Origin of the sequence: Novosphingobium chloroacetimidivorans (genome assembly GCF_014204535.1) — a bacterium.
GTDB classification, from domain to species: Bacteria; Pseudomonadota; Alphaproteobacteria; order Sphingomonadales; family Sphingomonadaceae; genus Novosphingobium; species Novosphingobium chloroacetimidivorans.
In genome coordinates this window covers 1-20,833 of sequence record NZ_JACHLR010000018.1, presented here as the reverse complement: position 1 = coordinate 20,833, position 20,833 = coordinate 1, and the positions used below count along the sequence as shown (strand labels likewise).

19 protein-coding genes and 1 tRNA gene are annotated in these 20,833 nt (G+C 63.9%); 10 read left to right on the top strand and 10 right to left on the bottom strand.

Annotation, left to right across the window (positions count from 1 at the left end; translation table 11 throughout):
* Positions 1-144: 144 nt before the first annotated feature.
* Positions 145-630: a DoxX family protein gene (locus HNO88_RS17390; RefSeq protein WP_184248550.1), complete on the top strand. Its 486-nt coding sequence runs from the start codon at positions 145-147 to the stop codon at positions 628-630.
* 16 nt (positions 631-646) lie between these two features.
* Here HNO88_RS17390 and HNO88_RS17385 read toward each other — a convergent pair whose 3' ends face one another.
* The 6 genes from HNO88_RS17385 to pdeM form a co-directional block, all read right to left on the bottom strand.
* Positions 647-1,078, bottom strand: coding sequence for a DUF934 domain-containing protein (locus HNO88_RS17385; protein WP_184248751.1), 432 nt, complete (start codon positions 1,076-1,078; stop codon positions 647-649).
* A gap of 38 nt (positions 1,079-1,116) precedes the next feature.
* Positions 1,117-2,745, bottom strand: a complete 1,629-nt coding sequence (locus tag HNO88_RS17380) for a nitrite/sulfite reductase (protein ID WP_184248547.1) — start codon at positions 2,743-2,745, stop codon at positions 1,117-1,119.
* Positions 2,746-2,841: 96 nt separating this feature from the next.
* Entirely contained in the window at positions 2,842-3,138 is a 297-nt protein-coding gene (locus HNO88_RS17375; protein WP_184248544.1) for a DUF2849 domain-containing protein, read from the bottom strand.
* Complete coding sequence (cobA, locus tag HNO88_RS17370; RefSeq protein WP_184248541.1) at positions 3,135-3,911, bottom strand: uroporphyrinogen-III C-methyltransferase; 777 nt, start codon at positions 3,909-3,911, stop codon at positions 3,135-3,137. Before cobA ends, HNO88_RS17375 begins: the two co-directional genes overlap by 4 nt.
* Positions 3,912-4,164: 253 nt before the next feature.
* Positions 4,165-4,686, bottom strand: a complete 522-nt coding sequence (infC, locus tag HNO88_RS17365) for a translation initiation factor IF-3 (RefSeq protein ID WP_159874277.1) — start codon at positions 4,684-4,686, stop codon at positions 4,165-4,167.
* A 161-nt stretch (positions 4,687-4,847) separates the two neighbouring features.
* The gene (gene pdeM / locus HNO88_RS17360; protein WP_184248538.1) at positions 4,848-5,561 is read right to left on the bottom strand and encodes a ligase-associated DNA damage response endonuclease PdeM; all 714 of its coding nucleotides are present in this window, start codon (positions 5,559-5,561) and stop codon (positions 4,848-4,850) included.
* A gap of 44 nt (positions 5,562-5,605) precedes the next feature.
* Between pdeM and hemF the strand changes: the two genes are divergently transcribed.
* The 3 genes from hemF (at position 5,606) to HNO88_RS17345 (ending at position 10,257) form a co-directional block, all read left to right on the top strand.
* Positions 5,606-6,469, top strand: coding sequence for an oxygen-dependent coproporphyrinogen oxidase (gene hemF, locus HNO88_RS17355; RefSeq protein WP_184248535.1), 864 nt, complete (start codon positions 5,606-5,608; stop codon positions 6,467-6,469).
* 217 nt (positions 6,470-6,686) lie between these two features.
* The gene (locus HNO88_RS17350; RefSeq protein WP_246381966.1) at positions 6,687-8,042 is read left to right on the top strand and encodes a S41 family peptidase; all 1,356 of its coding nucleotides are present in this window, start codon (positions 6,687-6,689) and stop codon (positions 8,040-8,042) included.
* A 103-nt stretch (positions 8,043-8,145) separates the two neighbouring features.
* Positions 8,146-10,257, top strand: a complete 2,112-nt coding sequence (locus HNO88_RS17345; RefSeq protein WP_184248529.1) for a RelA/SpoT family protein — start codon at positions 8,146-8,148, stop codon at positions 10,255-10,257.
* Between the two features lie 139 nt (positions 10,258-10,396).
* On the opposite strand, the gene HNO88_RS17340 is transcribed toward HNO88_RS17345, so the two are convergent.
* Positions 10,397-11,557: a peptidylprolyl isomerase gene (locus HNO88_RS17340; RefSeq protein ID WP_246381964.1), complete on the bottom strand. Its 1,161-nt coding sequence runs from the start codon at positions 11,555-11,557 to the stop codon at positions 10,397-10,399.
* A gap of 78 nt (positions 11,558-11,635) precedes the next feature.
* On the opposite strand from HNO88_RS17340, the gene HNO88_RS17335 reads away from it, so the two are divergent.
* A tRNA-Ser gene (locus HNO88_RS17335) sits at positions 11,636-11,726 on the top strand.
* A gap of 115 nt (positions 11,727-11,841) precedes the next feature.
* Here HNO88_RS17335 and HNO88_RS17330 read toward each other — a convergent pair.
* Positions 11,842-12,684: an Abi family protein gene (locus HNO88_RS17330; RefSeq protein ID WP_246381962.1), complete on the bottom strand. Its 843-nt coding sequence runs from the start codon at positions 12,682-12,684 to the stop codon at positions 11,842-11,844.
* 316 nt (positions 12,685-13,000) lie between these two features.
* On the opposite strand from HNO88_RS17330, the gene HNO88_RS17325 reads away from it, so the two are divergent.
* Both HNO88_RS17325 and HNO88_RS17320 read left to right on the top strand, forming a co-directional pair.
* Positions 13,001-14,314, top strand: a complete 1,314-nt coding sequence (locus HNO88_RS17325; RefSeq protein ID WP_246381960.1) for a tyrosine-type recombinase/integrase — start codon at positions 13,001-13,003, stop codon at positions 14,312-14,314.
* Entirely contained in the window at positions 14,311-15,507 is a 1,197-nt protein-coding gene (locus HNO88_RS17320; protein WP_184248523.1) for a site-specific integrase, read from the top strand. The genes HNO88_RS17325 and HNO88_RS17320 overlap by 4 nt, the downstream gene beginning before the upstream one ends.
* Before the next feature lie 76 nt (positions 15,508-15,583).
* On the opposite strand, the gene HNO88_RS17315 is transcribed toward HNO88_RS17320, so the two are convergent.
* The gene (locus tag HNO88_RS17315) at positions 15,584-16,909 is read right to left on the bottom strand and encodes a sigma-54-dependent transcriptional regulator (protein ID WP_184248520.1); all 1,326 of its coding nucleotides are present in this window, start codon (positions 16,907-16,909) and stop codon (positions 15,584-15,586) included.
* Positions 16,906-18,609 carry a sensor histidine kinase gene (locus HNO88_RS17310; protein WP_184248517.1) on the bottom strand — a complete coding sequence of 568 codons (1,704 nt, stop codon included), beginning with the start codon at positions 18,607-18,609 and terminating at the stop codon, positions 16,906-16,908. The genes HNO88_RS17315 and HNO88_RS17310 overlap by 4 nt, the downstream gene beginning before the upstream one ends.
* Positions 18,610-18,794: 185 nt before the next feature.
* Here HNO88_RS17310 and HNO88_RS17305 point away from each other — a divergent pair, with 185 nt between their 5' ends.
* From HNO88_RS17305 to HNO88_RS17295, 3 genes are read left to right on the top strand one after another with little or no spacing between them, the layout of a single operon-like run.
* Positions 18,795-19,121, top strand: coding sequence for a hypothetical protein (locus HNO88_RS17305; protein WP_184248514.1), 327 nt, complete (start codon positions 18,795-18,797; stop codon positions 19,119-19,121).
* Positions 19,122-19,131: 10 nt separating this feature from the next.
* Complete coding sequence (locus tag HNO88_RS17300) at positions 19,132-20,352, top strand: SDR family oxidoreductase (RefSeq protein WP_184248511.1); 1,221 nt, start codon at positions 19,132-19,134, stop codon at positions 20,350-20,352.
* On the top strand, positions 20,345-20,755 hold the full coding sequence (locus tag HNO88_RS17295) for a DUF2269 family protein (protein ID WP_184248508.1): 411 nt from the start codon (positions 20,345-20,347) through the stop codon (positions 20,753-20,755). The genes HNO88_RS17300 and HNO88_RS17295 overlap by 8 nt, the downstream gene beginning before the upstream one ends.
* Positions 20,756-20,833 lie beyond the last annotated feature (78 nt).

Genomic DNA, 20,833 nt, shown 5'->3' with positions numbered 1-20,833 from the left:
GCCTTCAAATCATCTTCGATGACCGATAGTGTCGCCAAGACCCTGTCGCCATGAGGCCGACGGGGCCGGCGATGGCGGCGCCGGGTGGCTTCAGGAGATGCGATCGCCGTACGACGAATGACACAGCCTGGGAGCCTGAATGCGATGCAGCAGTGGTGGGATAATCCGGGTGATAGCCGCTGGGCTATCTTCATTCGCGTCAGTCTCGCGTTCGTTTTCGTGCTGGAAGGCTTTCAGAAGCTGATCCTTCCAGGGGAGTTGGGCGCTGGTCGCTTCGCCAAGATCGGCATACCGTGGCCGGACTTGATGGGGCCGTTTGTCGGGGTTGTCGAACTGGCCTGCGGGGCTCTGATCCTGGTGGGCCTCTACGCTCGCCTCGCCGCCGTGCCGCTGATCGCGATCATGGTTGTTGCGATCATCAGCACGAAAGTGCCGATTCTTCTCGGGCGCGACTGGCTCATCTTCAACGTGCGCGATCTGGATCGGTATGGATTCCTGAGCATGGCGCACGAAACCCGGACCGATTTCGCGATGCTGATGGAATCGATCTTTATCGTGCTGGCCGGACCGGGACGCTGGTCATGGGATACCGCTCGCTTGCGAGGACCGACCCCGCCGCTTACCGCCTGAGGACGACCGCCCGGCTTCAAGCCGGATGGCGCTTGGCCCAGATCGGTTGACGGCCATCGGCCGTGGCCTGGTAGACGTCGGCCCAGCGATCGAAGGCGGCCTGTGCATCCGCTTCGTTCAGCGCCTTTTCCGGCGCGAAGGCGTCGATGCCGCAGCGGCGCATGTGGCTCAGCATGTCGATGGTCACTTCGCCCACGGCGCGGATCTCGCCATCGAAGCCCGCTTCGCGAAGGACGCGCGCGGAAGAGTAGCCGCGACCGTCGGTGAAAGCGGGGAAGTTGACCTCGATCAGGCGCAAGCGGTCCAGATGCGGCAGAAGTTCGCGCGCATCGTCGCCCGGCTCGACCCGCACGGCGGTGGCATTCGTCTGCTCCGCGAACGCATCGACCGTGACGGCGGGATCGGAAACGGGATCATCGTCACGAAAACGGAACTGCACTTCAGACATCATGCGATACCTTCGTAGGGCGTACGGGATCAGGCCACTTAACCATAAAGCGCCTCCTTGAACGGCGCCATGCCGATCCGGCGATACGTGTCGAGGAACCGCTCGTCGCCTTCGCGCTTCGCCAGGTAGACTTCGGTAGCCTTCTCCACCGCATCGACGATGCCGTCTTCGTCGAAGCCGGGCCCGGTGATCTGGCCGAGCGAGGTGTCGGCGCCTTCCGAGCCGCCGAGCAGGAGCTGGTAGTTCTCCTTACCCTTGCGATCGACGCCCAGGATGCCGATGTGCCCGGCGTGGTGATGGCCGCAGGCGTTGATGCAGCCCGAGATCTTAAGCTTCATCTCGCCGATCTCCTCCTGCTTCGCCACGAAGCGCTCGGAGATCTTCTGCGCGATCGGGATCGAGCGGGCGTTGGCGAGGCTGCAATAGTCGAGGCCGGGGCAGGCGATGATGTCGCCTATGGTGTCGAGGTTGGCCGTCGAGAGCTCTGCCGCGTCGAGCTTCTGCCACAGCGTGTAGAGGTCTGCCTTCTTCACGTGGGGGAAGACGATGTTCTGCGCATGGGTGACCCGCAGTTCATCGAACGAGTAGTCGCGCGCGAGGTCGGCCATGAGGCGGATCTGGTCGGCGGTGGCGTCGCCGGGGATGCCGCCCACCGGCTTCAGGCTGACCGTGGCGATCACGTAGCCGGCCTGCTTGTGCGCCTCCGTATTGCGCTCCACCCACAGGCGGAAGTCGGGATCGGAAAGGTCCAGCTCGTCGGACAGGCCGGTCTCGAAGGCGGGATCGACGAAGTACTGCTTGATCCGCTCCAGCTCGGCGATCGGCGGCTCGATGCCCTGGCTCAGCAGGTGCTGGAACTCTTCCTCGACCTGGCGGGTGTACTCGTCCTTGCCCAGCTCGTGGACCAGGATCTTGATGCGCGCCTTGTACTTGTTGTCGCGCCGGCCATAGCGGTTGTACACGCGCAGGCACGCTTCCGAGTAGGTGATCAGCTGGTCGAGCGGCACGAACTCGCGCACCATCGGTCCGATCATCGGGGTACGACCCATGCCGCCGCCGACGTAGAACCGGGCGCCGATCTCGCCCGCATCATTGCGCACCATCTGGATGCCGATGTCGTGCAGGCGCATCGCCGCGCGATCGGTGTCGCTGGCGATCACCGCGATCTTGAACTTGCGCGGCAAGGTCAGGAACTCGGGGTGGAAGCTCGACCATTGGCGCAGCAGCTCGGCATAAGGGCGCGGGTCGATCAGCTCGTCGGCGGCGGCGCCGGCGTACTGGTCGGAGCTGATGTTGCGGATGCAATTGCCGCTGGTCTGGATGGCATGCATCTCGACGCTGGCGAGATCGGCCAGGATCTGCGGTGTCTCTTCCAGCTTGATCCAGTTGTACTGGATGTTCTGCCGCGTGGTGAAGTGACCATAGCCGCGGTCGTACTTGTCGGCGATGTCGCCCAGCATGCGCATCTGCGCGCTGCTCAGCGTGCCGTAGGGCACCGCGACGCGCAGCATGTAGGCGTGCAGCTGCAGGTAGAGGCCGTTCTGCAGCCGGAGCGGACGAAACTGCTCCTCGCTCAGCTCGCCGGTGAGCCGGCGGCGGACCTGGTCGCGGAATTCCTCGACGCGGGTGTCGACCATCTGCTGGTCGTAGTTGTCGTACTTATACATGATCAAACCTCACGGTCCGTTCGTCTCGAGCGTAGTCGAGAGGCGTTGGGCGGCGTGTCTCGACTTCGCTCGACACGAACGGGGGCAGGGGGGACATCAGATCACCCAGTTGAGGGCTGCCGGGTCGGCGGGCTTGAGCGTCAGGTCGGGGCGCACGGTGGGGCCCAAAGCGCGGATGCGTTCCTTGATGTGCGCGGGGCGGACGCCTTCGGCCGTCTTCTCGCCATCGACGACATACGCGGCAAAGACGTTCTGGGCGCCTTCCTCGCGCGCGATCAGCTGCGCGCCCTGATCGGCGACATCGATCGCGTCATCGACATGGAGCGACCAGCCCTGGCCGTCCCACCACACGACGGCGCCGCTCTTGAGGTCGTTGCCGGTCAGGATCTTCACTGTGCTGCCTCCAAGGCGATCGCATGTAGCGCGGTGTCTGATTCCGCAGTGACCTGGCCGATGACGATCAACGCCGGGCTGCGAACGCGCTGCCCCTGCACCAGGTCGGGCAATCCCGCAAGCGGTCCGCGCAAAACCCGCATCTCGGACCGCGTGGCGTTCTCGATCACGGCAAGCGGCGTCTCGGGCGCGAGGCCATCGGCCATCAGCTTCTCGGCGATCTGCGCTGCGGTGGCGACGCCCATGAAGATCACCAGCGTGCGATCCTTGCCGGCAAGGCCTGCCCAGTCCTGCTCGGTCAGACCCTTGCACTGGCCGGCGACGAAGGTGACGATCGAGGCACTGTCGCGATGGGTGAGGGGGATCTGCGCGGCGGCCGAAGCGCCCAGTGCCGAGGTGATGCCGGGCACGACCTGCACCGGCACGCCTGCGGCACGGCAGGCCTCTGCTTCTTCGCCGCCACGACCGAAGATGAAGGGATCGCCGCCCTTCAGGCGCACCACGTCATGGCCGGCCAGAGCCTCGCGAACGAGCAGGGCGTTGATCGCATCCTGCTTCATGGTGTGGTTTGAGCGAGCCTTGGCGACGGAAACCAGGCGGGCTCCGGCACGAGCCATGGCCATGATCTCGGGCGAAACCAGGCCGTCGTGCACGATCAGCCCGGCCGACATGATCAGCCGCGCCGCGCGTAAGGTCAGGAGGTCGGGATCGCCCGGACCGGCGCCGACCAGGTGGACGGTGCCCGTGCGGGACTCGAGGTGTGGGCCTTGCATGGTGCGCCAGATGACGGCGCGGGCGCGGCAAGGCCAGCCAGAATGGCTTAAGCGTTCGGTAGGTGGGCTTTAGGGAAGGCTACCCGCCTCTCCCCTGGAGGGGAGAGGATAGCGAAGCTTGTCCCATCAGGGACTAGCGTAGCTGGGAGAGCGGTCCGACGCTCGAGAGGGCACAACCCCTCTCCAACTTCGGCTAGCAAGCAAGCTTGCAAGCCTTCGTATCCTCTCCCCGTCCGGGGAGAGGTAACAGGCGTTACTTCGGCGATAGCACCATCAGCATCTGGCGGCCTTCCATGCGCGGATAGGCTTCGACCTTCGCGACCTCGGCGACATCGGCCTGCACTCGCCGCAACAGGTCCATGCCCAACTGCTGGTGCGACAGTTCGCGGCCACGGAAGCGCAGGGTGACCTTCACCTTGTCGCCATCGTCGATGAAGCGCGCGACATTGCGCATCTTCACGTCGTAGTCGTGGTCGTCGATGTTGGGACGCATCTTGATCTCCTTGATCTCCTGCGTCTTCTGCGACTTGCGCGCCAGATTGGCCTTCTTCTGCGCTTCGTAGCGGAACTTGCCGACATCGAGGAACTTGCAGACCGGCGGATCAGCGTTGGGGGAGACCTCCACCAGGTCCAGGCCGACTTCCGCAGCCTGCGCGATCGCCTCGCGCGTGTACATCACGCCCAGGTTCTCGCCATTTTCATCGATCACGCGGACTTTGTCTGACTGGATCAGATTGTTGTAGCGCGGTCCGCTCTTGACCGGGGGCGTCATCATGCGCCGGGGTGGGGGTGCTATATGCGTTCTCCAGAATCGTTCATGGCTATGGACGGAATGCGCGGCCAATAATGCGAATCGGCCCCACAAGCAAAGTACGAAATGGCGCTTAACAACACGCGCAACTGTTTCGTCACTCCGCCGGCTGCGGATATGGGTATTCAGGCCGCCGCGCGCCAGAGGGGATATTGCAGCAATCGCCCTTGTGCCGGCAGGATCGCGTCGATCGCGCTGGCGGGCTGCATCGCGGACAGGATCTCTGTCGAGGCGGCGTTCATGCCGCCGGTCAGTGCGCCGAATGCGGGCAGGATGATCCGCCGCTCGCTCGCCACGGCGCAGGCGCGTGAGATGCGCCGGCCGCGCGCTTCGACCACCAGCTTGGGATGGAAATGGCCGGACAGTTCGGGCGCGGTTTCTCCGGCGCGGGCCTTGTGGCGCAGGATCACGCCGTTCAGCTGCGTCTCCTCGACGACCTCGCCCCCGGCGTCCTTCTCGAGCGAGGGATCGTGGTTGCCGACGATCCACACCCACTCGACCGCGCGGGTCAGCGCCGCGAGCATGCCGGCGGCATGAGGCTCCAGGCGGGCGACGCCACCATCGTCGTGGAAGTTGTCGCCCAATGCGAAGACGCGCCGCGCGCCGGTTTCGCGAATGGCGAGCGCCAGGCGTTCCAGGGTTTCTCGGCTATCGTAGGGCGGCAGCATCTGCCCGGCGCGCGCGAAGAAGCTCGCCTTCTCCAGGTGAAGGTCGGCGACCAGCAGCGCCTGCTCGCGCGGCCAGAACAGCGCGCCTCCGCTAGGCGCACGACTGCCGAGCCGGGGCGGGGTGCCCGAGACCAGCCGCATCTCATCGCCACAGAACGAAAAGGGAACCATGCGCCGCCCTTGCCCCAGGGCTTTCGATTTGGCAAGCGCCCCTGATGACCGACTGGACACCCTACACGCAGCGCGCCCGTACCTGGTTCGAGCACTTGCGCGACGCGATCTGCGCCGAGTTCGAAGCGATCGAGCGCGAGACGGGCAGCGACGCCAGCTTCGTCTACACGCCGTGGAAGCGCGAGGCACTGCCGGGCGAGGCGGACGATACCGGTGGCGGCACGCGCGGGGTGATGAAGGGCAAGGTCTTCGAGAAGGTCGGCGTCAACGTGTCCACGGTGGCGGGCGGCCTGGCGAAGGATTTCGCCGGCACCATCAACGGCGCCAGCGCGGACCAGAACGCCTTCACCGCAACCGGCATCAGCCTGGTGGCGCACATGGCCAACCCGCACGTACCTGCCGTGCACATGAACACGCGGTTCCTGACGACGACCAAGGCCTGGTTCGGCGGCGGCGGCGACCTCAACCCGCCGATCCCTTACGAGGACGATACCGCCGAATTCCACGCCGCCTTCAAGGCCGCCTGCGACGGCTTCGCGCCCGACGCCTACGAGCGCTACAAGGCCTGGGCGGACGAGTACTTCTACATACCCCATCGCGGCGTCCACCGCGGTGTCGGAGGGATTTTCTACGACCACCTGGAATGCACCGACGAGGCTGTCTGGGAGGCGAACTTTGCCTTTACCAAGGCCGTGGGCGAGGCATTCCTGGCGGTGTTCCCGCGCATCGTCCGGCGCCGCCTTGGCTTGCCGTGGAACGCGGCGGACAAGGCGCAGCAGCTGGAATGGCGTGGCCGCTATGCCGAATTCAACCTGGTATACGATCGCGGCACACTGTTCGGGCTCAAGACCGGCGGCAACATCGACGCCATCCTGATGAGCCTGCCGCCCGAGGCGACCTGGAGCTGATCGGCACGCATGGGCTGCCGTGCAAACGGCTGGTCGCAACCGTCACACAAGTGCCTTTGACATAGCTGTCAACGCCACTAAGCATCTGCCGCGATTGGGGCATTTCAGGGCGGGCAGAATGCGCGGGGGCAAGTTCACATCCATTATCGCGGCGCTTGCCGTGTTGTCGGGCTGCGGCGGCGGGGATGGCTCCTCGACGTCAAGCGGGGGCACATCGATGCCCAGCCCTTCGCCCACGGCAAGCCCGGCACCGACGCCGACTTCAAGCACCGCGTGCACCTTGCGCGCGAGACAGGATTGGGCGCTGGCGCAGCTGAACGAGTGGTACCTCTTCCCGGAGCTGCTCGCGACCGACGTGAACCCGGCAGGCTATTCCAATCTTGACGACTATGTCGATGCGCTGGTCGCGCCGGCCCGCGCGCAGCAGCGCGATCGGTACTTCACGCATGTCAGTTCGATCGCCGAGGAAAACGCCTTCTACGAGAACGGCACGTCGGCGGGGCTGGGCGTCCAGCTGCAGCCGTACTCCGATCCAGCGCTCGTCGTCGTGGACTCCTATGAAGGTGCGCCGGGCCTCGCGGCAGGGCTCGACCGTGGCACCGAGATCCTCTCGATCGGCACCTCCAGCTCAAACCTGCGCACCATCCGCGATCTGGTGAATGCCGGCGGATGGAACGCGGTCTACGATGCGCTGGGGCCCGACACCGCAGGCACCACGGTGTTCTTCCAGATCCGGCAGCCCAACTCGACGGTCAGCACCGTTTCGGTGACCAAGCGCTCCTACGACATTCCGCCGATCTCCTCGCGGTTCGGAACCAGGATCATCGACGATGGCGGCCGCAAGGTCGGCTACATCAACTTGCGCACCTTCGTGGTGACGGCCGACCGGGCGCTGCGCGAGGCGTTCGCCAGCTTCAAGGCGCAAGGGGTGACAGAGGTTATCGTCGATCTGCGCTACAACGGTGGCGGACTCATCTCCGTGGCGAACCTGTTCAGCGATCTGCTGAATGCCCAGCGCGTCGGTCAGGTGCTGAGCTACGAGGCGTATCGTCCCTCCAAGGCGTCGCGCAACGTGACCAACCTGGTGAGCTCGCAAGCCCAGGCGATCGCGGCGACGAAGGTCGCGTTCATCGGCACGGACTGGACGGCTTCCGCCAGCGAGCTGGTGATCAATGCGCAACGCCCGTACCTCGGCGGCAACGTCGCGCTGATCGGCAGCAACACTTATGGCAAGCCCGTAGGCCAGGTCGCGCTGGACCGACCAGAGTGCGACGATCGCCTGCGCGCGGTGGCGATCAAGACTGAGAACTCGGCCCGCGAAGGCGATTATTACACCGGCCTGGCGAGCAAGGTGGCGGTGACGTGCCAGGCGACCGACGACGTGTTCCGCCCGCTGGGCGATACGCAGGAAGCCTCGATCCGCACCGCGCTGAACTTCCTGGCCGGGCGCTCGTGCACCCCGATTCAGGGCACTGCCAGCGCCGGCCAGCAAGCGACCGCGCGCAGCGCACCGCCGCTGATCGATCGCAACAAGCGCAACGCCGCTCAGCGCGAAGTGCCCGGGCTGTTCTGACGCTGCGACACTGGAGTTAGTGCGCTCTGCCTGATGATCAGGGGAGGCCGAGCGCACTTAACCCTTGCCGCCGTGACGAAAATCTCCAAATGCTGGAGCACGAATGCTCCGCCAGTACGAACTCGTCGAACGCGTCCTGGAGTACGCGCCAGAGGCCGATGAGGCCCTGCTGAACCGCGCCTATGTCTACACCGTCCAGAAGCACGGCAGTCAGAAGCGCGCCAGCGGCGACCCGTATTTCAGCCATCCGATCGAAGTCGCCGGCCTGATGACCGAGCTCAAGCTCGACCAGCAGACCATCATCACCGCGCTGCTGCACGACACGGTCGAGGACACGCTCGTCACCGTCGAGGAGATCGAGCAGAAGTTCGGGCCGGACGTCGCCCGGCTGGTCGATGGCGTCACCAAACTCTCAAAGATCGAGGCCATGCCCGAGAACGAGCGGGCGGCGGAAAACCTGCGCAAGTTCCTGTTGGCGATGAGCGAGGACTTGCGCGTCCTTCTCGTCAAGCTCGCCGACCGCCTGCACAACATGCGCACGCTCCACTACATCAAGAGCGAGGACAAGCGCCGGCGCATCGCGCGCGAGACCATGGAGATCTACGCGCCGCTGGCCGAGCGCGTCGGCATGTACGAGTACATGCGCGAGATGCAGCTGCTCGCCTTCGAGCAGCTGGAGCCCGAAGCCTATGCGATCATCACCGGTCGCCTGGCGCAGATCCGCAACCAAGAAGGCGGGCAGGTGGATGCGATCGCGTTCGCCATTCGCCAGTCGCTCGCGGAATCCGGGCTCAACGTCGAAGTCGTCGGGCGCGAGAAGCACCCGTACTCGATCTGGCGCAAGATGAGCGAGCGCCATGTCACGTTCGAGCAGATCACCGACATCATGGCGTTTCGCGTCCTCGTCGAGAAGCCGGAGGATTGCTATCGCGCATTGGGCGTCCTTCACCAGACCTGGCAGATGATCCCCGGGCGGTTCAAGGACTACATCTCGACGCCCAAGACCAACGGCTACAAGTCGCTCCACACCGCGCTGATCTACGAGAACTCGATGCGCATGGAGGTGCAGATCCGCACCCGCGACATGCACCGCACCAACGAGTTCGGCCTGGCGGCGCACTGGGCCTACAAGCAGGGCGGCGGCAAGCCGGGCAGCAACGTCAAGCCGGACGGGCAAGTGGGCTGGCTACGCGACTTGATCGAGATCGTCGACGCCAGCCACGATGCCGAGGAGCTGCTCGAGAACACGAAGATGGCGATCTACGCCGACCGCATCTTCGCCTTCACGCCCAAGGGCGCGCTCCACCAGCTGCCCAAGGGCTCGACCGCGGTAGACTTCGCCTACGCGGTCCACACCAATCTGGGCAACGCTGCCGTCGGTGCCAAGATCAACGGCCGCCTGGTGCCACTGCGCACGCGGCTGGTGAACGGCGACGTCGTCGAGATCGTCAAAAGTACGCAGACCGAGCCGCAGCTGGCCTGGCTGGGCTTCGTCGTGACCGGCAAGGCGCGCGCCGCCATCCGCCGCGCGGTGCGGGCCAAGGAGCGGCAGGAGATCTCCGCGATCGGCGCCAAGCTGCTGGATGAGATCGCCTCCCGCCTGCCCGGACGCATCGGCAAGAAGGCCACTACCGCCGCGGTCGGCCGCCTGGGCCTGCGCGACGAAGAGGAGCTGATGTTTGCGATCGGCTCGGCCCGTCTGACTGATCGCCAGGTGATGGAAGCGCTCGCACCAGGCAGCACCGCCGAACTGCCCGAGGACGAGGACTGGCCCATCCAGGAGCAGGCGATCTCGATCAAGGGCCTGACACCGGGCATGGGCTTTCACCTCGCCGGGTGCTGCCATCCCGTCCCCGGCGATCGCATCGTCGGATTGCGCCGGCCCGACCAGAAGGTCGAAGTCCACACGATCGATTGCCTGACGCTGGCAAGCGGCGTCGATGCCGACTGGCTCGATGTGTCATGGGGTGAGCGGACCACGGGCGCGGTCGGCCGTCTGCGGCTGGTGCTATACAATCGCCCCGGGACGCTCGCGGAAGTGACCGACATCCTTGCCCGTAATCGCGCCAACGTGGTCAACCTGCAGATGGTCCAGCGCGACGAGCCTTTCGGCACGTACGAGGTTGACCTGGACGTGACCGACCTTGCGCACCTGACACGCATCATCGGCTCGCTGCGCGCCAGCGAAGCGGTGGCCGAGGCGCAGAGGGTATGAGCCGGCAGCGGCTTTAGAGGCGCGATCAAGTCCGCCGCGACGAGCACGTCCTTGCAGACGCAGCGCTACACTCCGTCGCCCCATACCAATATCGGTGAGAGCTGATCGCAAGATGCTCGCCAGACCGTAAGCGAAGGAGCTATCTGACCCGCTTCTTCCTGGTCGTCGGTTCCGCGATCGGCTTGGCCATGCGGATCGGCACCGGTACGTTGCATATGTCGACCGAGCCTGCCGGCTGGATGTAGAAGTCGTCCTGGCGATTGGCCCGCGCATGCAAATACTGCGCGAAGCTGCCGCTTGAGGTGGACAGGTATTGGTAACGCGGCAGGTCCGGCACTTCGCTGCCAGGGCGGATCAAAACGATGCCGGTGCGCTCTTCGGGCGTGGCGTAGAAGCCCAGCTCGGCAGTGCCGCGGGGCAGGGACGACAGCAGTTCGATCCCCTCGATGACCCGACCCACGACGGCGATGTTGCGGTCCAGCTGGCGCGGCGCATGGCCGATCACGGCGTAGAGCTCGGCGCCCGTTCCCGTATCCGGCGCGACGTCCCGGCCTACCCCGACGGTGCCGTAGCAATGGACCGGCCAGCTGCGCGCACCCTTGATGGCCACCGGCCAACCCGCGACGAAGCCGGCGCTGTCGGCATAGGCATCGCGTATGTCGTCACTGGTGACATAGGCCAGCGATGCCGGCGGACAGATCGCGGCGAAGCGTCCGCAGTCGCCGGGCTTGCCGGCGATGTAGTCCGCCTGCGGCATCTTCTGGAGCAAGCCGGGGAGTGGGCGAGCGAGCACCGGGTCGGCACTCTGCGGGTCGCCCCATTGCACGACGTAGTTGTCCTGCACGCGCACGATCGCCAGTCCATCCCACCAGTGTTCGGCCGCAAGCAGACGTATGTTCGCGACCCAACCTTGGGAGTAGGGCGGCCCGATCAACTGGATCACGACACGGCGCGGCCGTGGAGCTGCCACCGCCGCGGCTGGTGCCGGCACGACGGTCGCCGGCTCGGTCGGCTGGCCTGACGCGACTTGCGGCTGCAGCGTCGCCACGGTGGACTGCGCTGGCTCGCGCGGCGCCAAGTCCATCACCAGCAGGTCCTCGGGCGCGATCGCCACCCAGTCTTGCTCGGGAGCCGTCGCGACGATCTGCGCAGGCGACGGTGAAGCATGAGCAACCCCAGCATTCTTCCCGCCGGGAAGCGGCGCGGCTGCCACCGACCCGCCTTCCGTCGCCGACGCATCCCGCATGCCCAAACCGCTGCCAGCCAGCGCCAGCACCGCCATTCCGATTTTCCACGCCATGACATGCTGATGCCACGACCTCACCGCTTGCGTAACCCCCCGCGGCACGCTAGGGGCCGCACCCTATCCAGTGCATGCGGAGCGGTGGCCGAGTGGTCGAAGGCGCTCGCCTGGAAAGTGAGTATACGCCAAAAGCGTATCGAGGGTTCGAATCCCTCCCGCTCCGCCATAACGCGTTGATTTTGCTAGATATTTTTCCGCTTAGGGTCACGGCTCCCATAACCGCTCCCCAATAGCGGGTTCGCTCGAAGCTGGACGGTGTGGAACGCGAATGGCGATTTAGCTCATAGGATCGCTGCCCACAGCGGCCTCTCCCGCCAGTCAGGCGGGAAGCCCATCGCTTCGAAGTCGCCAGAAGGATTCTCTTCGATCAACGCCGCCAGCCTTTTGGGCCAATCGGATTCGGGCGCGACGACGGCCATCGAGTGCAAAAGCATCGAGAGGGTGTTGTAGAGCTTCCGATCAGCCTGCGGATCAATCGTTGCCGCGAGGGCTGGCGGATTTTGCGCCATGGGGAATGTCACGGTGAACCGGCGGTTCCACAAACGACTATGATGCGCGCAAATGTTTCGCACCGTAGCCAGATGATGCATCAGGCCCTGAAACACCCGGTCATCAAATCCGATTTTGCGGGCGATAGCTTTTCGGTCAGCTCGCCCACCCAGCGCCGAGAAAAATTTGGACAACAGACCAAACGACATAAACTCCGCTGCCATCCAAACGGGCGGCAAGGGGGGATCATTATAGCTTCGCTTGTAATGATCCACGAATACGTCGTGGGATCGGTCATACTCAGATTGGAGCTGATCCACATTTTCCTGAAACCGATCAGCGCGAGGGTATAGCGCGGCGTCGAGATAGCCGTGCGGGCCATAAACCATCGCCAGTTGGTATGCCCATGACCCGCGGGCAGCCACCTCTATGCGCTCCAAGGCGTCCATGAGAATGAGACGGAGGTGCCGATCGAACTCGTAAAGAGTAAGGACAGCCTCCAGCGTGGTGCCGGGCTTGAATGTGTGAAGACCCGATTCCGGGTCGGCTTCAAAATAGAGCCAGTACGCCCGCAACCGATAATAGCTGATATGGCCAAGGGCATGTTTCGCCCGATCCACATCGGCAATTTCCATGCCACGCTCTTGCAGCAGCGCGATTTGGTCAGGTACGGACTTCGATGGTTTGGTGAACGGACGCATTGCCCGCTTATGCGCGAGGCTAGTCCAAAAACAAAGTAGCCCGCCATGGTGCGCATCGTTGAGAGGCGTGGCGGGCTTTGTTGAGGTCGATATATGCGCCGATTCCCAACAAATCAATAACCGCTTGCCTCGCTTCGCCGCATCCTCCCGGTTCCGGATTCATGATCGAAGAGGCGTCTCAGGATGGAGGCTGGGACCACGCCGGGCAGTGAAAATCTAAGCACACCGTACGCAGTGTACCGCTGTGTTCATGGAGAAAAACGCCGTAAAATCAGTGCGTGAGATGCTGGGGCTGCTCGGCAGCGGGCATGCCGTTGAAGGCCATCTGGTCCCCGCAAATGACCGGAATCCCGCGACTTTCGACCCCAGTCTTGATATGGGCGATGGCCATATGGTCCCCACGCGGCGAAAGCCCGGGCGCCGGGCACTTCTCGATGGCAACTTTGCGCGGCGCAAGCTGCCGCTGCGCGAGACGGAATACTGCATCTGGGATACGGAACTTGCGGGCTTTGGCCTGCGTGTCAGACCCACCGGCAACACCTACTGGTTCGTTCGGCTGCGCCATCGGGGCAAGCATCGCCGGATTACATTGGGCCGATCTGACGAACTTGTGGCAGAGCTGGCCCGGGCACAGGCTCGGCGATTGCTTGCCGAGATGGCGCTTGATGGTCTGCCCAAACGCGCCGTGGTCAAGGCGACGCCGATCCTGTCGGACTTTGTCGATACCTATCGGGATGACTTGTCACGGGTCTGGAAAGCCTCGACGACCAAGCGAAACTGGAACGCATGGAAGACTGTCATTGCACCGGCCTTCGGCGCGATGCGCGTGGCAGACATTCTTCCCGCCGATATTCACCGCTGGCGAGACGATTGCGCGGGCACAAAGGAGGGGTTGTTTAATCGCGCCCTGCCGGTCCTGGCAGCGCTGCTCAAATATGCCGAGGCGCTGCGCTTGCGGCGAAAGGGCTCCAACCCTTGTCGAGGTATGCCGAGATACTGGCGCGAACCGAAAGAGCGATACCTGACGCCGGCAGAGTATCGACGGATTGGAGTGGCGTTGCGTGAGCAGGAGGCAGCCTATCCCGCACAGGTTGCGCTCATGCGGCTGCTCCTGTTCACCGGCGCGCGGGTGGGCGAGATATTGAATCTGCGCTGGGATTGGGTGCAGCCGCCGCGCTTGCTCCTGCCGGACAGCAAGACCGGAGCCAAGACGATCTGGCTCAACAGCCAGGCGCTTGAAGTGCTGGAAAGGATTGAGCGGCACGAAGGCACCACGCTCGTCTTCCCGAACCGCGCCGGGACAAGGCCGCTCAATTTCGACAACTGGTGGCTCCCGTTCCGTGCGCGCTGCGCCTTACCAGATGTCCGCGTTCACGACCTGCGGCATAGCTTCGCCTCGACCGCGATCATGGATAACGTACCGCTTGCGACCATCGGCAGGCTGCTCGGCCATGTCCTGCCGGAGACGACCGCCAAATATGCTCACCTGTCCGATGACGTGATTGGCGATGCCGCCAACCGCATCGCCGGATCGCTGGCGCAGGCGATCGGGCTGCGCCCATGACCGCCGCCAGTCTCAAGCGGATCGTCGAGGAGGCGCTCGCCGAAGTCGGTGCGAACGTCAATTTCCTGCTCGTGCCGAAGGGCAAGGCGCGGTCCACCACCTGGCTGGGGATCGAGCACGGCTTTGGCATCCGCCACTATCCCAGTGGCCGCAATGTCTACATCGTGCAGACGCGCATGGCGGGTAGGCTGCGGACGGTCACGATCGGCCCGGCCTCGGTGCTGACTCGCCACCAAGCGCAAATGGTGGCGCGGCGCGTTATAGCTTACGCGCAGGTCGGTCGCGATCCCGCCACCGACCGCAAGCGCATCCGCTCCGCGCCACGATTCGATGATTTTCTGGAGGAATATTGGTCCCGCTGGTCGCCGCAGTGGAAGGCTTCAACGCTGGCAACCCACGATGGCTATCGCCGCCAATATCTCGATGGTGCCTTCAAAGGCGTTTTCATTGACGAACTGAACGAAGAGCATGTGACCAAGTGGTTCGCGGCCCTCAACAACCGCACCGGTCCCGGCGCGGCGAACCGCACGCTCGAGATCCTCAAGAACATGCTCAACAAGGCCGAAGTCTGGGGATACCGGCTTGAAAACACCAATCCCTGTCGGTCGGTCAGACCGAACAAGCGCAGGCAGTGCGAGAGGTTCTTATCCGCCGAGGAACTGGCGCGGTTTGGCAACGTGCTGGCCGAACTGCGCGCCAGCGACAATCTCACGATCCGATCAGGGTGCGCGGTCATCACGCTCCTGTTACTGACCGGCTGTCGCTACCGCGAAATCCTCACCCTCCAGTGGCAGGATGTGAAGGGCAATCGTCTGCTGCTGCGCGACAGCAAAACCGGCCCCCGTACCGTCTGGCTAGGCTCGGCCTCACGCGAGGTCATCGACAGTCTGCCGCGCCATGCAAAAATTCCGTGGCTGTTCTGGAACTACCAGTACCGCAGACCGATGAAGTCCATACAGCATTTGTGGGAGACGATTCTGGGTCGGGCTGCATTGGGCAAGCTGCGCATCCATGATCTGCGCCATACTTTCGCCAGCCATGCCGCTATGAGCAAGGAGACCTTGCCCATGATCGGACGGCTTCTTGGACACGCGAACCACCAATCGACGGCCCGCTACGCGCATCTTGACGACGAACATCTGCTCGACGCAGCACAGCAGGTAGGCGATGCGGTTCATAAGCTACTGAAGTGACTGTATTCGTTGCGTGGGGGCTAGCGGTGTGCTCTTCGCTAACCTGCGAGACGAAAAGGTAGAAGCGCTCCGGCAATTACCGCAATCCCATCCGGTCCATCTTCTTCAGCAGCCCAACACGCGACAAGCCCAGTTCGCGCGCACTGTGGGTGTGATTGTTACCCGTGCGATCCAGCGCCTCCAAAATGCGTCGGCGCTCCAGAGCTGCAACTTCTTCTTCCAGCGTCTGTGGGTGAGGCTGGGCATCGATCTGCTCGCTTGTTCCCGTAGCAAATGCCATATCCCGCACATCGATGGCTGCCCCCTCGGCCAGGGCTGCCGCGCATTCGACAGCTGCACGCAGTTCGCGCACATTGCCGGGCCAAGATCGCTGCTTGATCCACGCCAGAGCTTCAGGAGAGAATTGGGCAAGCGAGGACACACGCCGCAGAAATATTTGCGCTAATAGAGCCTTATCTTGTCCCCTCTCGTCCAACTTTGCTGTGGCAAGCACCACACCTTTAAGCCGGTAATAGAGGTCCTCCCGGAACGACCCTTCCGCTACGGCAGCACTCAAGTCGCGGTGGGTTGCGGCAACTATGCGCACATCGGCATGGCGCATCTCCCGAGCCCCTACTGGCTGATAGGTGCCATCGGCGAGGAAACGTAGCAGTTTGACCTGCATGGCAGGAGGCATTTCGCCGATCTCGTCGAGGAAAAGCGTTCCGCCATGCGCCGTCTCGACGAGCCCTGCGCGGTCTGCATGGGCGCCCGTGAAGCTCCCCTTGAGATGTCCAAAGAGTTCGCTTTCCAACAAGTCTGCTGGAACTGCTCCGCAGTGCACCGGCACCAAGGGCCCCTTGGCCCGTGGCGAAGCGGCGTGGACAGCACGTGCGACGAGTTCCTTGCCCGAGCCACTGGGCCCCAGGACCATAACTGGCAGAACGGTGGGGGCCACCCGGCGTATCAGCGCACGTAATGCCACCATCGGCGGGGATTGACCAATCAGCCCCATGTCCTCGCTGGACTCATCGCGGGCGCGCAGCGCGGCCAGTTCTTGCGCCAGCTTTGCCCTTTCCACCGCACGGGCGACGACAATCTTGAGCAGGTCGGGATCGACCGGCTTGGCGAGGAAATCCCACGCCCCCGCCTCGATCGCCTGCATCGCCAGTGCCTGATCAGCGTGACCAGTCATCACCACCACCGGCGCAGGAGTAAACGCGGAAATCAGAGCGATCCCTCCTTGCGGATCATGATGCGGCGGCATGGCAAGGTCGAGTAGCACGACACTCGGCTTGTGCTTCAAAAAGGCGGCATAGGCGGAATCACCATCGCCTACTGCGACCACCTCATGGCCTTGCGCCCGCAGCCAGTCGGCAGTCAGGCGCTGAAAGGCGGGCTCATCATCGGCCAGAAGGATCATGGGTTTTCCCCAAAAGTCAGGCGGAAACAGGTTGTCCAACCCTCGCGCCGCGCAAGGGTGGCCGTACCACCATGCGCCTCCATAATGCGACGGACGATTGCAAGACCAAGGCCAGTGCCGCCTGGGCGGCGCGAGACGAAGGGTTTGAACAGGCTATCTGCGATTTCGGGCGCAATGCCGGGGCCATTGTCGCAAATGTCGACGCAGCGGCCATGGGCAATGATCGTACAATCGCCGCCCATCGCCTTGGCATTGTCTACCAGATTGGCCAAGGCGCGGCGCAAGGCTGCGGGATCGACATTGAGCATCAAGCCCTCGGGCACGTCCAAAGGTACGCCGAATCCGGCCAGATAAGACGCCAGTTCGATGGGGCGCGGCGCGATCGTCCAAGCTCGAGCATAATCGAGAATGTCGGTGACCAGCGCGTTCATGCGCCCCACCTGCTCCCCAATCTCGGCGCGCACCTCTGGCGGGGCGCCGGTGGCTGCCATTTGCACAATGCCCAGCGGGTTACGCAGATCATGGGCAATTGTCGCGGCCAGCGCACCCAATTCCGCCAGCCTTGCTTCGCGTTCGGCCTCCACAATGCGGCGAGCGCTAACGAGGCGGCGGGCGGCTTCCTCGACCAGCGCGGCGATGCGGGCGGCGGTATGACGCAGGGCTGTGGGGGCATCCTCCCATCCAATTAGCGTGACGGCCTCGTCCACAACCGCCAATCCCGGCCCATCAGCGCCAAGGCCTAGGTGCTGGCGCAGCATGGCGTTAGCCAGTTCGCTCAGCGCCCGCTCGTCTGGGGCCTGCGCCAAGGCATCACGCCAAGGTTCCACATCTAGCTTAGCCTCGGGGAACACCAGCTTATCGGCGAGACGTTTGAGCGGCGCCATTACCAACAGTCCAAGTGCCATTGTGCCCGCCAAGGCCGCCCATGTTGCCACAAAGCCCTCTGGCCGCCCGGCCAGCGCAAGTGGCAAAGTGGCGATCAGCGCGGATGCGCCACCCGCGCCCGCCAGCAGCAGTATCCACACCAAGCCACGGCGCGCCCAGATGTCCGCCGCCATGAAACGATGCCGCAGCACCGCATAAACCAGCGCCACCGAGTAGAACGGCAGCGCGAGCACCGGCCAAGGATAGACCTCAATCCCTAACGCGGGGAAGGCAAACCCAGTGAGCGCGAGTAGCCCAATCCCGCTGGAAACGAATACGGCGCCTGCCTGATCGCGATGTAATCCACTCTGCTGGCGCCACGTTTGGAACAGGCGCAGGTGCCCCGCCACCGACAGTGCCGCCGCAACAGCTAACACACCCCAGCCCACCAACGAGGGCGCAAAGGCTCCGGCAAAGCCATGCCAAGGCATGATCCGCCCCACGCCTAGCAAGATGCCCGCAAGCGCGGCCACACCGGCCACGCAATAGCTTGCCCAAGCTACCGGACGAAGCGCACCGCACAGTGCAAATGCAAAGACCAGATGCACGAAAGCCGCCGCGGGTAACGGTGACAGCGCGATCACCGTCAGCGTGAAGGAGGCCGCTTTTGCGCCCAGCATTGCAGGCGCGGCCATGGCCAAACTCCACAATGCAACCCCGCATAGGAACACCACCAGCGTCCACGCGCCCGGCAGGCCGCGCGCCTTGGCCACGACAAAGCCTGCCAGCAAAGAACTCGCCAGCGCAGTCAGGCCCAGCGCGCCGATATACGCCATTATGCCAAGAGCTGTATCCATCGTTGACAGCATATCATGCGTTTCTGTTACGTCGTTAACATTCAGGTGGCCCGTTCGCAGCCCGGAACCTTGGTTTTCCAGCAATCTCCGCAATTGGCATGCCGATTGCGAAGCACGTGGCACGACGCGGTCATCTCGACCGACCTTGTGAAAGGAGCCAAGCCATGTTGATCCCGATTGCCGCCCTGCTGCTCACCTATGCTGTGACGCTGGCGCTAGCGGGGCTGGCCGCCTTTGTGTTGCGCCGCCCGCTTTCAATCCTGTTGTCTGAACTGTGCGGAACTGAAGAGCGGTCGTCGTTCTGGACGGTGTGGTCGATGGTGATGATGATCGCGCTGCCGCTGCTGTTCGTCTCGATGGCGCGGATTGCCACGGATCCCACCGTACTGATCCAGGGCACAGTGGCGGCTACCCTGGCGGGTATCCTGATGGCGATGGCTGGCATGGGACTGGCCGTTTGGCGCCGCGTGCCACAGCCCAACATTAACTGAGGAGGCCGCTATGCGTGTGATGATCGTGGGCGGCGGGTTTATCGGCGGACATCTGGCCGGGCGACTGCGCGCTGAAGACTGCGCCGTGAAGATCGCCGGGAGGCACGGACATGATATCGCCTGCGATCTGACCCGTGAGGACGCCGCCATATGGGCCGAGCGCCTGCAGGGCTATGACGCTGTGGTAAACTGCGCAGGCGTGCTGGCTGCAGGGGCCGATTACGACGGTTTGCACTCGCGCGGTGCGATGGCCTTGTTCGATGGCGCCGCGCAGGCCGGAGTGGATCGCGTGATTCAGATCTCCGCCTTGGGCGCTAAGGATGGCACTTCCGCTTACCATTCCAGCAAGCGCGCTGCAGACGAACATCTGACCACATTGGGATTGGGCTGGGCGATTGTGCGCCCCTCGCTGGTGGTAGGGCGCGGCGGGGGCAGCACGACGCTGTTCAGCGCTTTGGCAGTCTTGCCGGTGTTGCCGGATATAGGTGGCGGCCCGGTCGCTCCCATCGCCATCGACGATCTTGTGGAAGCGGTTTGGCGCTTGCTGCAGCGCCCCTTGCCCATGGCTGTAGTGGTGGATGCAGTCGGGCCCGAAAAGATGCGGATCGTGGACCTGACGAGGATTTTACGACGTTGGCACGGGCTTGGCCCGACGCGCAGCTTGCAGGTTCCGCGCTGGATACTTCGCGCGGTCGCCAGACTCGGTATTGGGCCGATGACCCTCGAGAGCTTGACCATGTTGGAGGCGGGCAATTACGCGCCGGTCGATCCTTTGGTAGCCACACTTGGTTTTACGCCGCAGCCTGTCGCGCAAGCTTTGGCCCGTCACCCAGCAACCCAGAGCGATACGCTGGCGGCCCGCCTGTTACCACTTGCACCTGCTTTGCGGGGCTTGCTCGCGGCAGTGTGGCTGGCTGGCGGGTTGGTACCTCTGTTGCTCACCCCCATGACCCAGAACATCCAATTGCTCGCTCGCCTTGGGCTGGCAGGCACTGGGGCAGTGGGCACCGTCTGGGCCGGATCGCTGGCTGATATCGCGATAGGCTTGGCGCTGCTCCTGCACTGGCGCGGGGCCGCATTGGCAGGTGTGGTGCTGATGAGCGTCTACAGCCTGATCCTCTTCGCCATTGCGCCAGAACTCTTGGCCGATCCCTTTGGGGCCTTGGTCAAAAATCTCGCGGTTCTCGGCCTGTCTTTGGCCGTCCATGCGATGGAGAAACCCAATGCATGATTATCTGCTCCTCAAGACGGTCCATATCCTTAGCTCCACCCTGTTGTTCGGCACAGGGCTTGGCACCGCGTTCCATGGCTGGATGGCCAATCGCTCGGGCGTGCTGGCAGCTCGTCGGGTGGTCAATCGCAACGTGGAACTCGCTGATTGGCTGTTCACCACACCCGCAGTAATCGTGCAGCCAGTAACGGGAGTTTGGTTGGCGAACCTGGCCGGTTACCCACTGACAACGCCATGGCTGCTGGCTGCCATTGTGCTCTACGTCCTTGTGGGAGCCTGCTGGCTGCCGGTGGTGGCGATCCAGATCCGGATGCGCCGCATCGCCGAGGCTACCCCTGACGGCACAGAACTGCCCATACACTATAACCGCCTCGCGCGCTGGTGGTTCGTAAGCGTCCGGTGAGCGGTTCTGCTCAGGCGGCGCGGTAGTTCCAAGGCAAGAGATCGTCGATTTGACGGTTGGGGTGGTCGGCGATGCGGT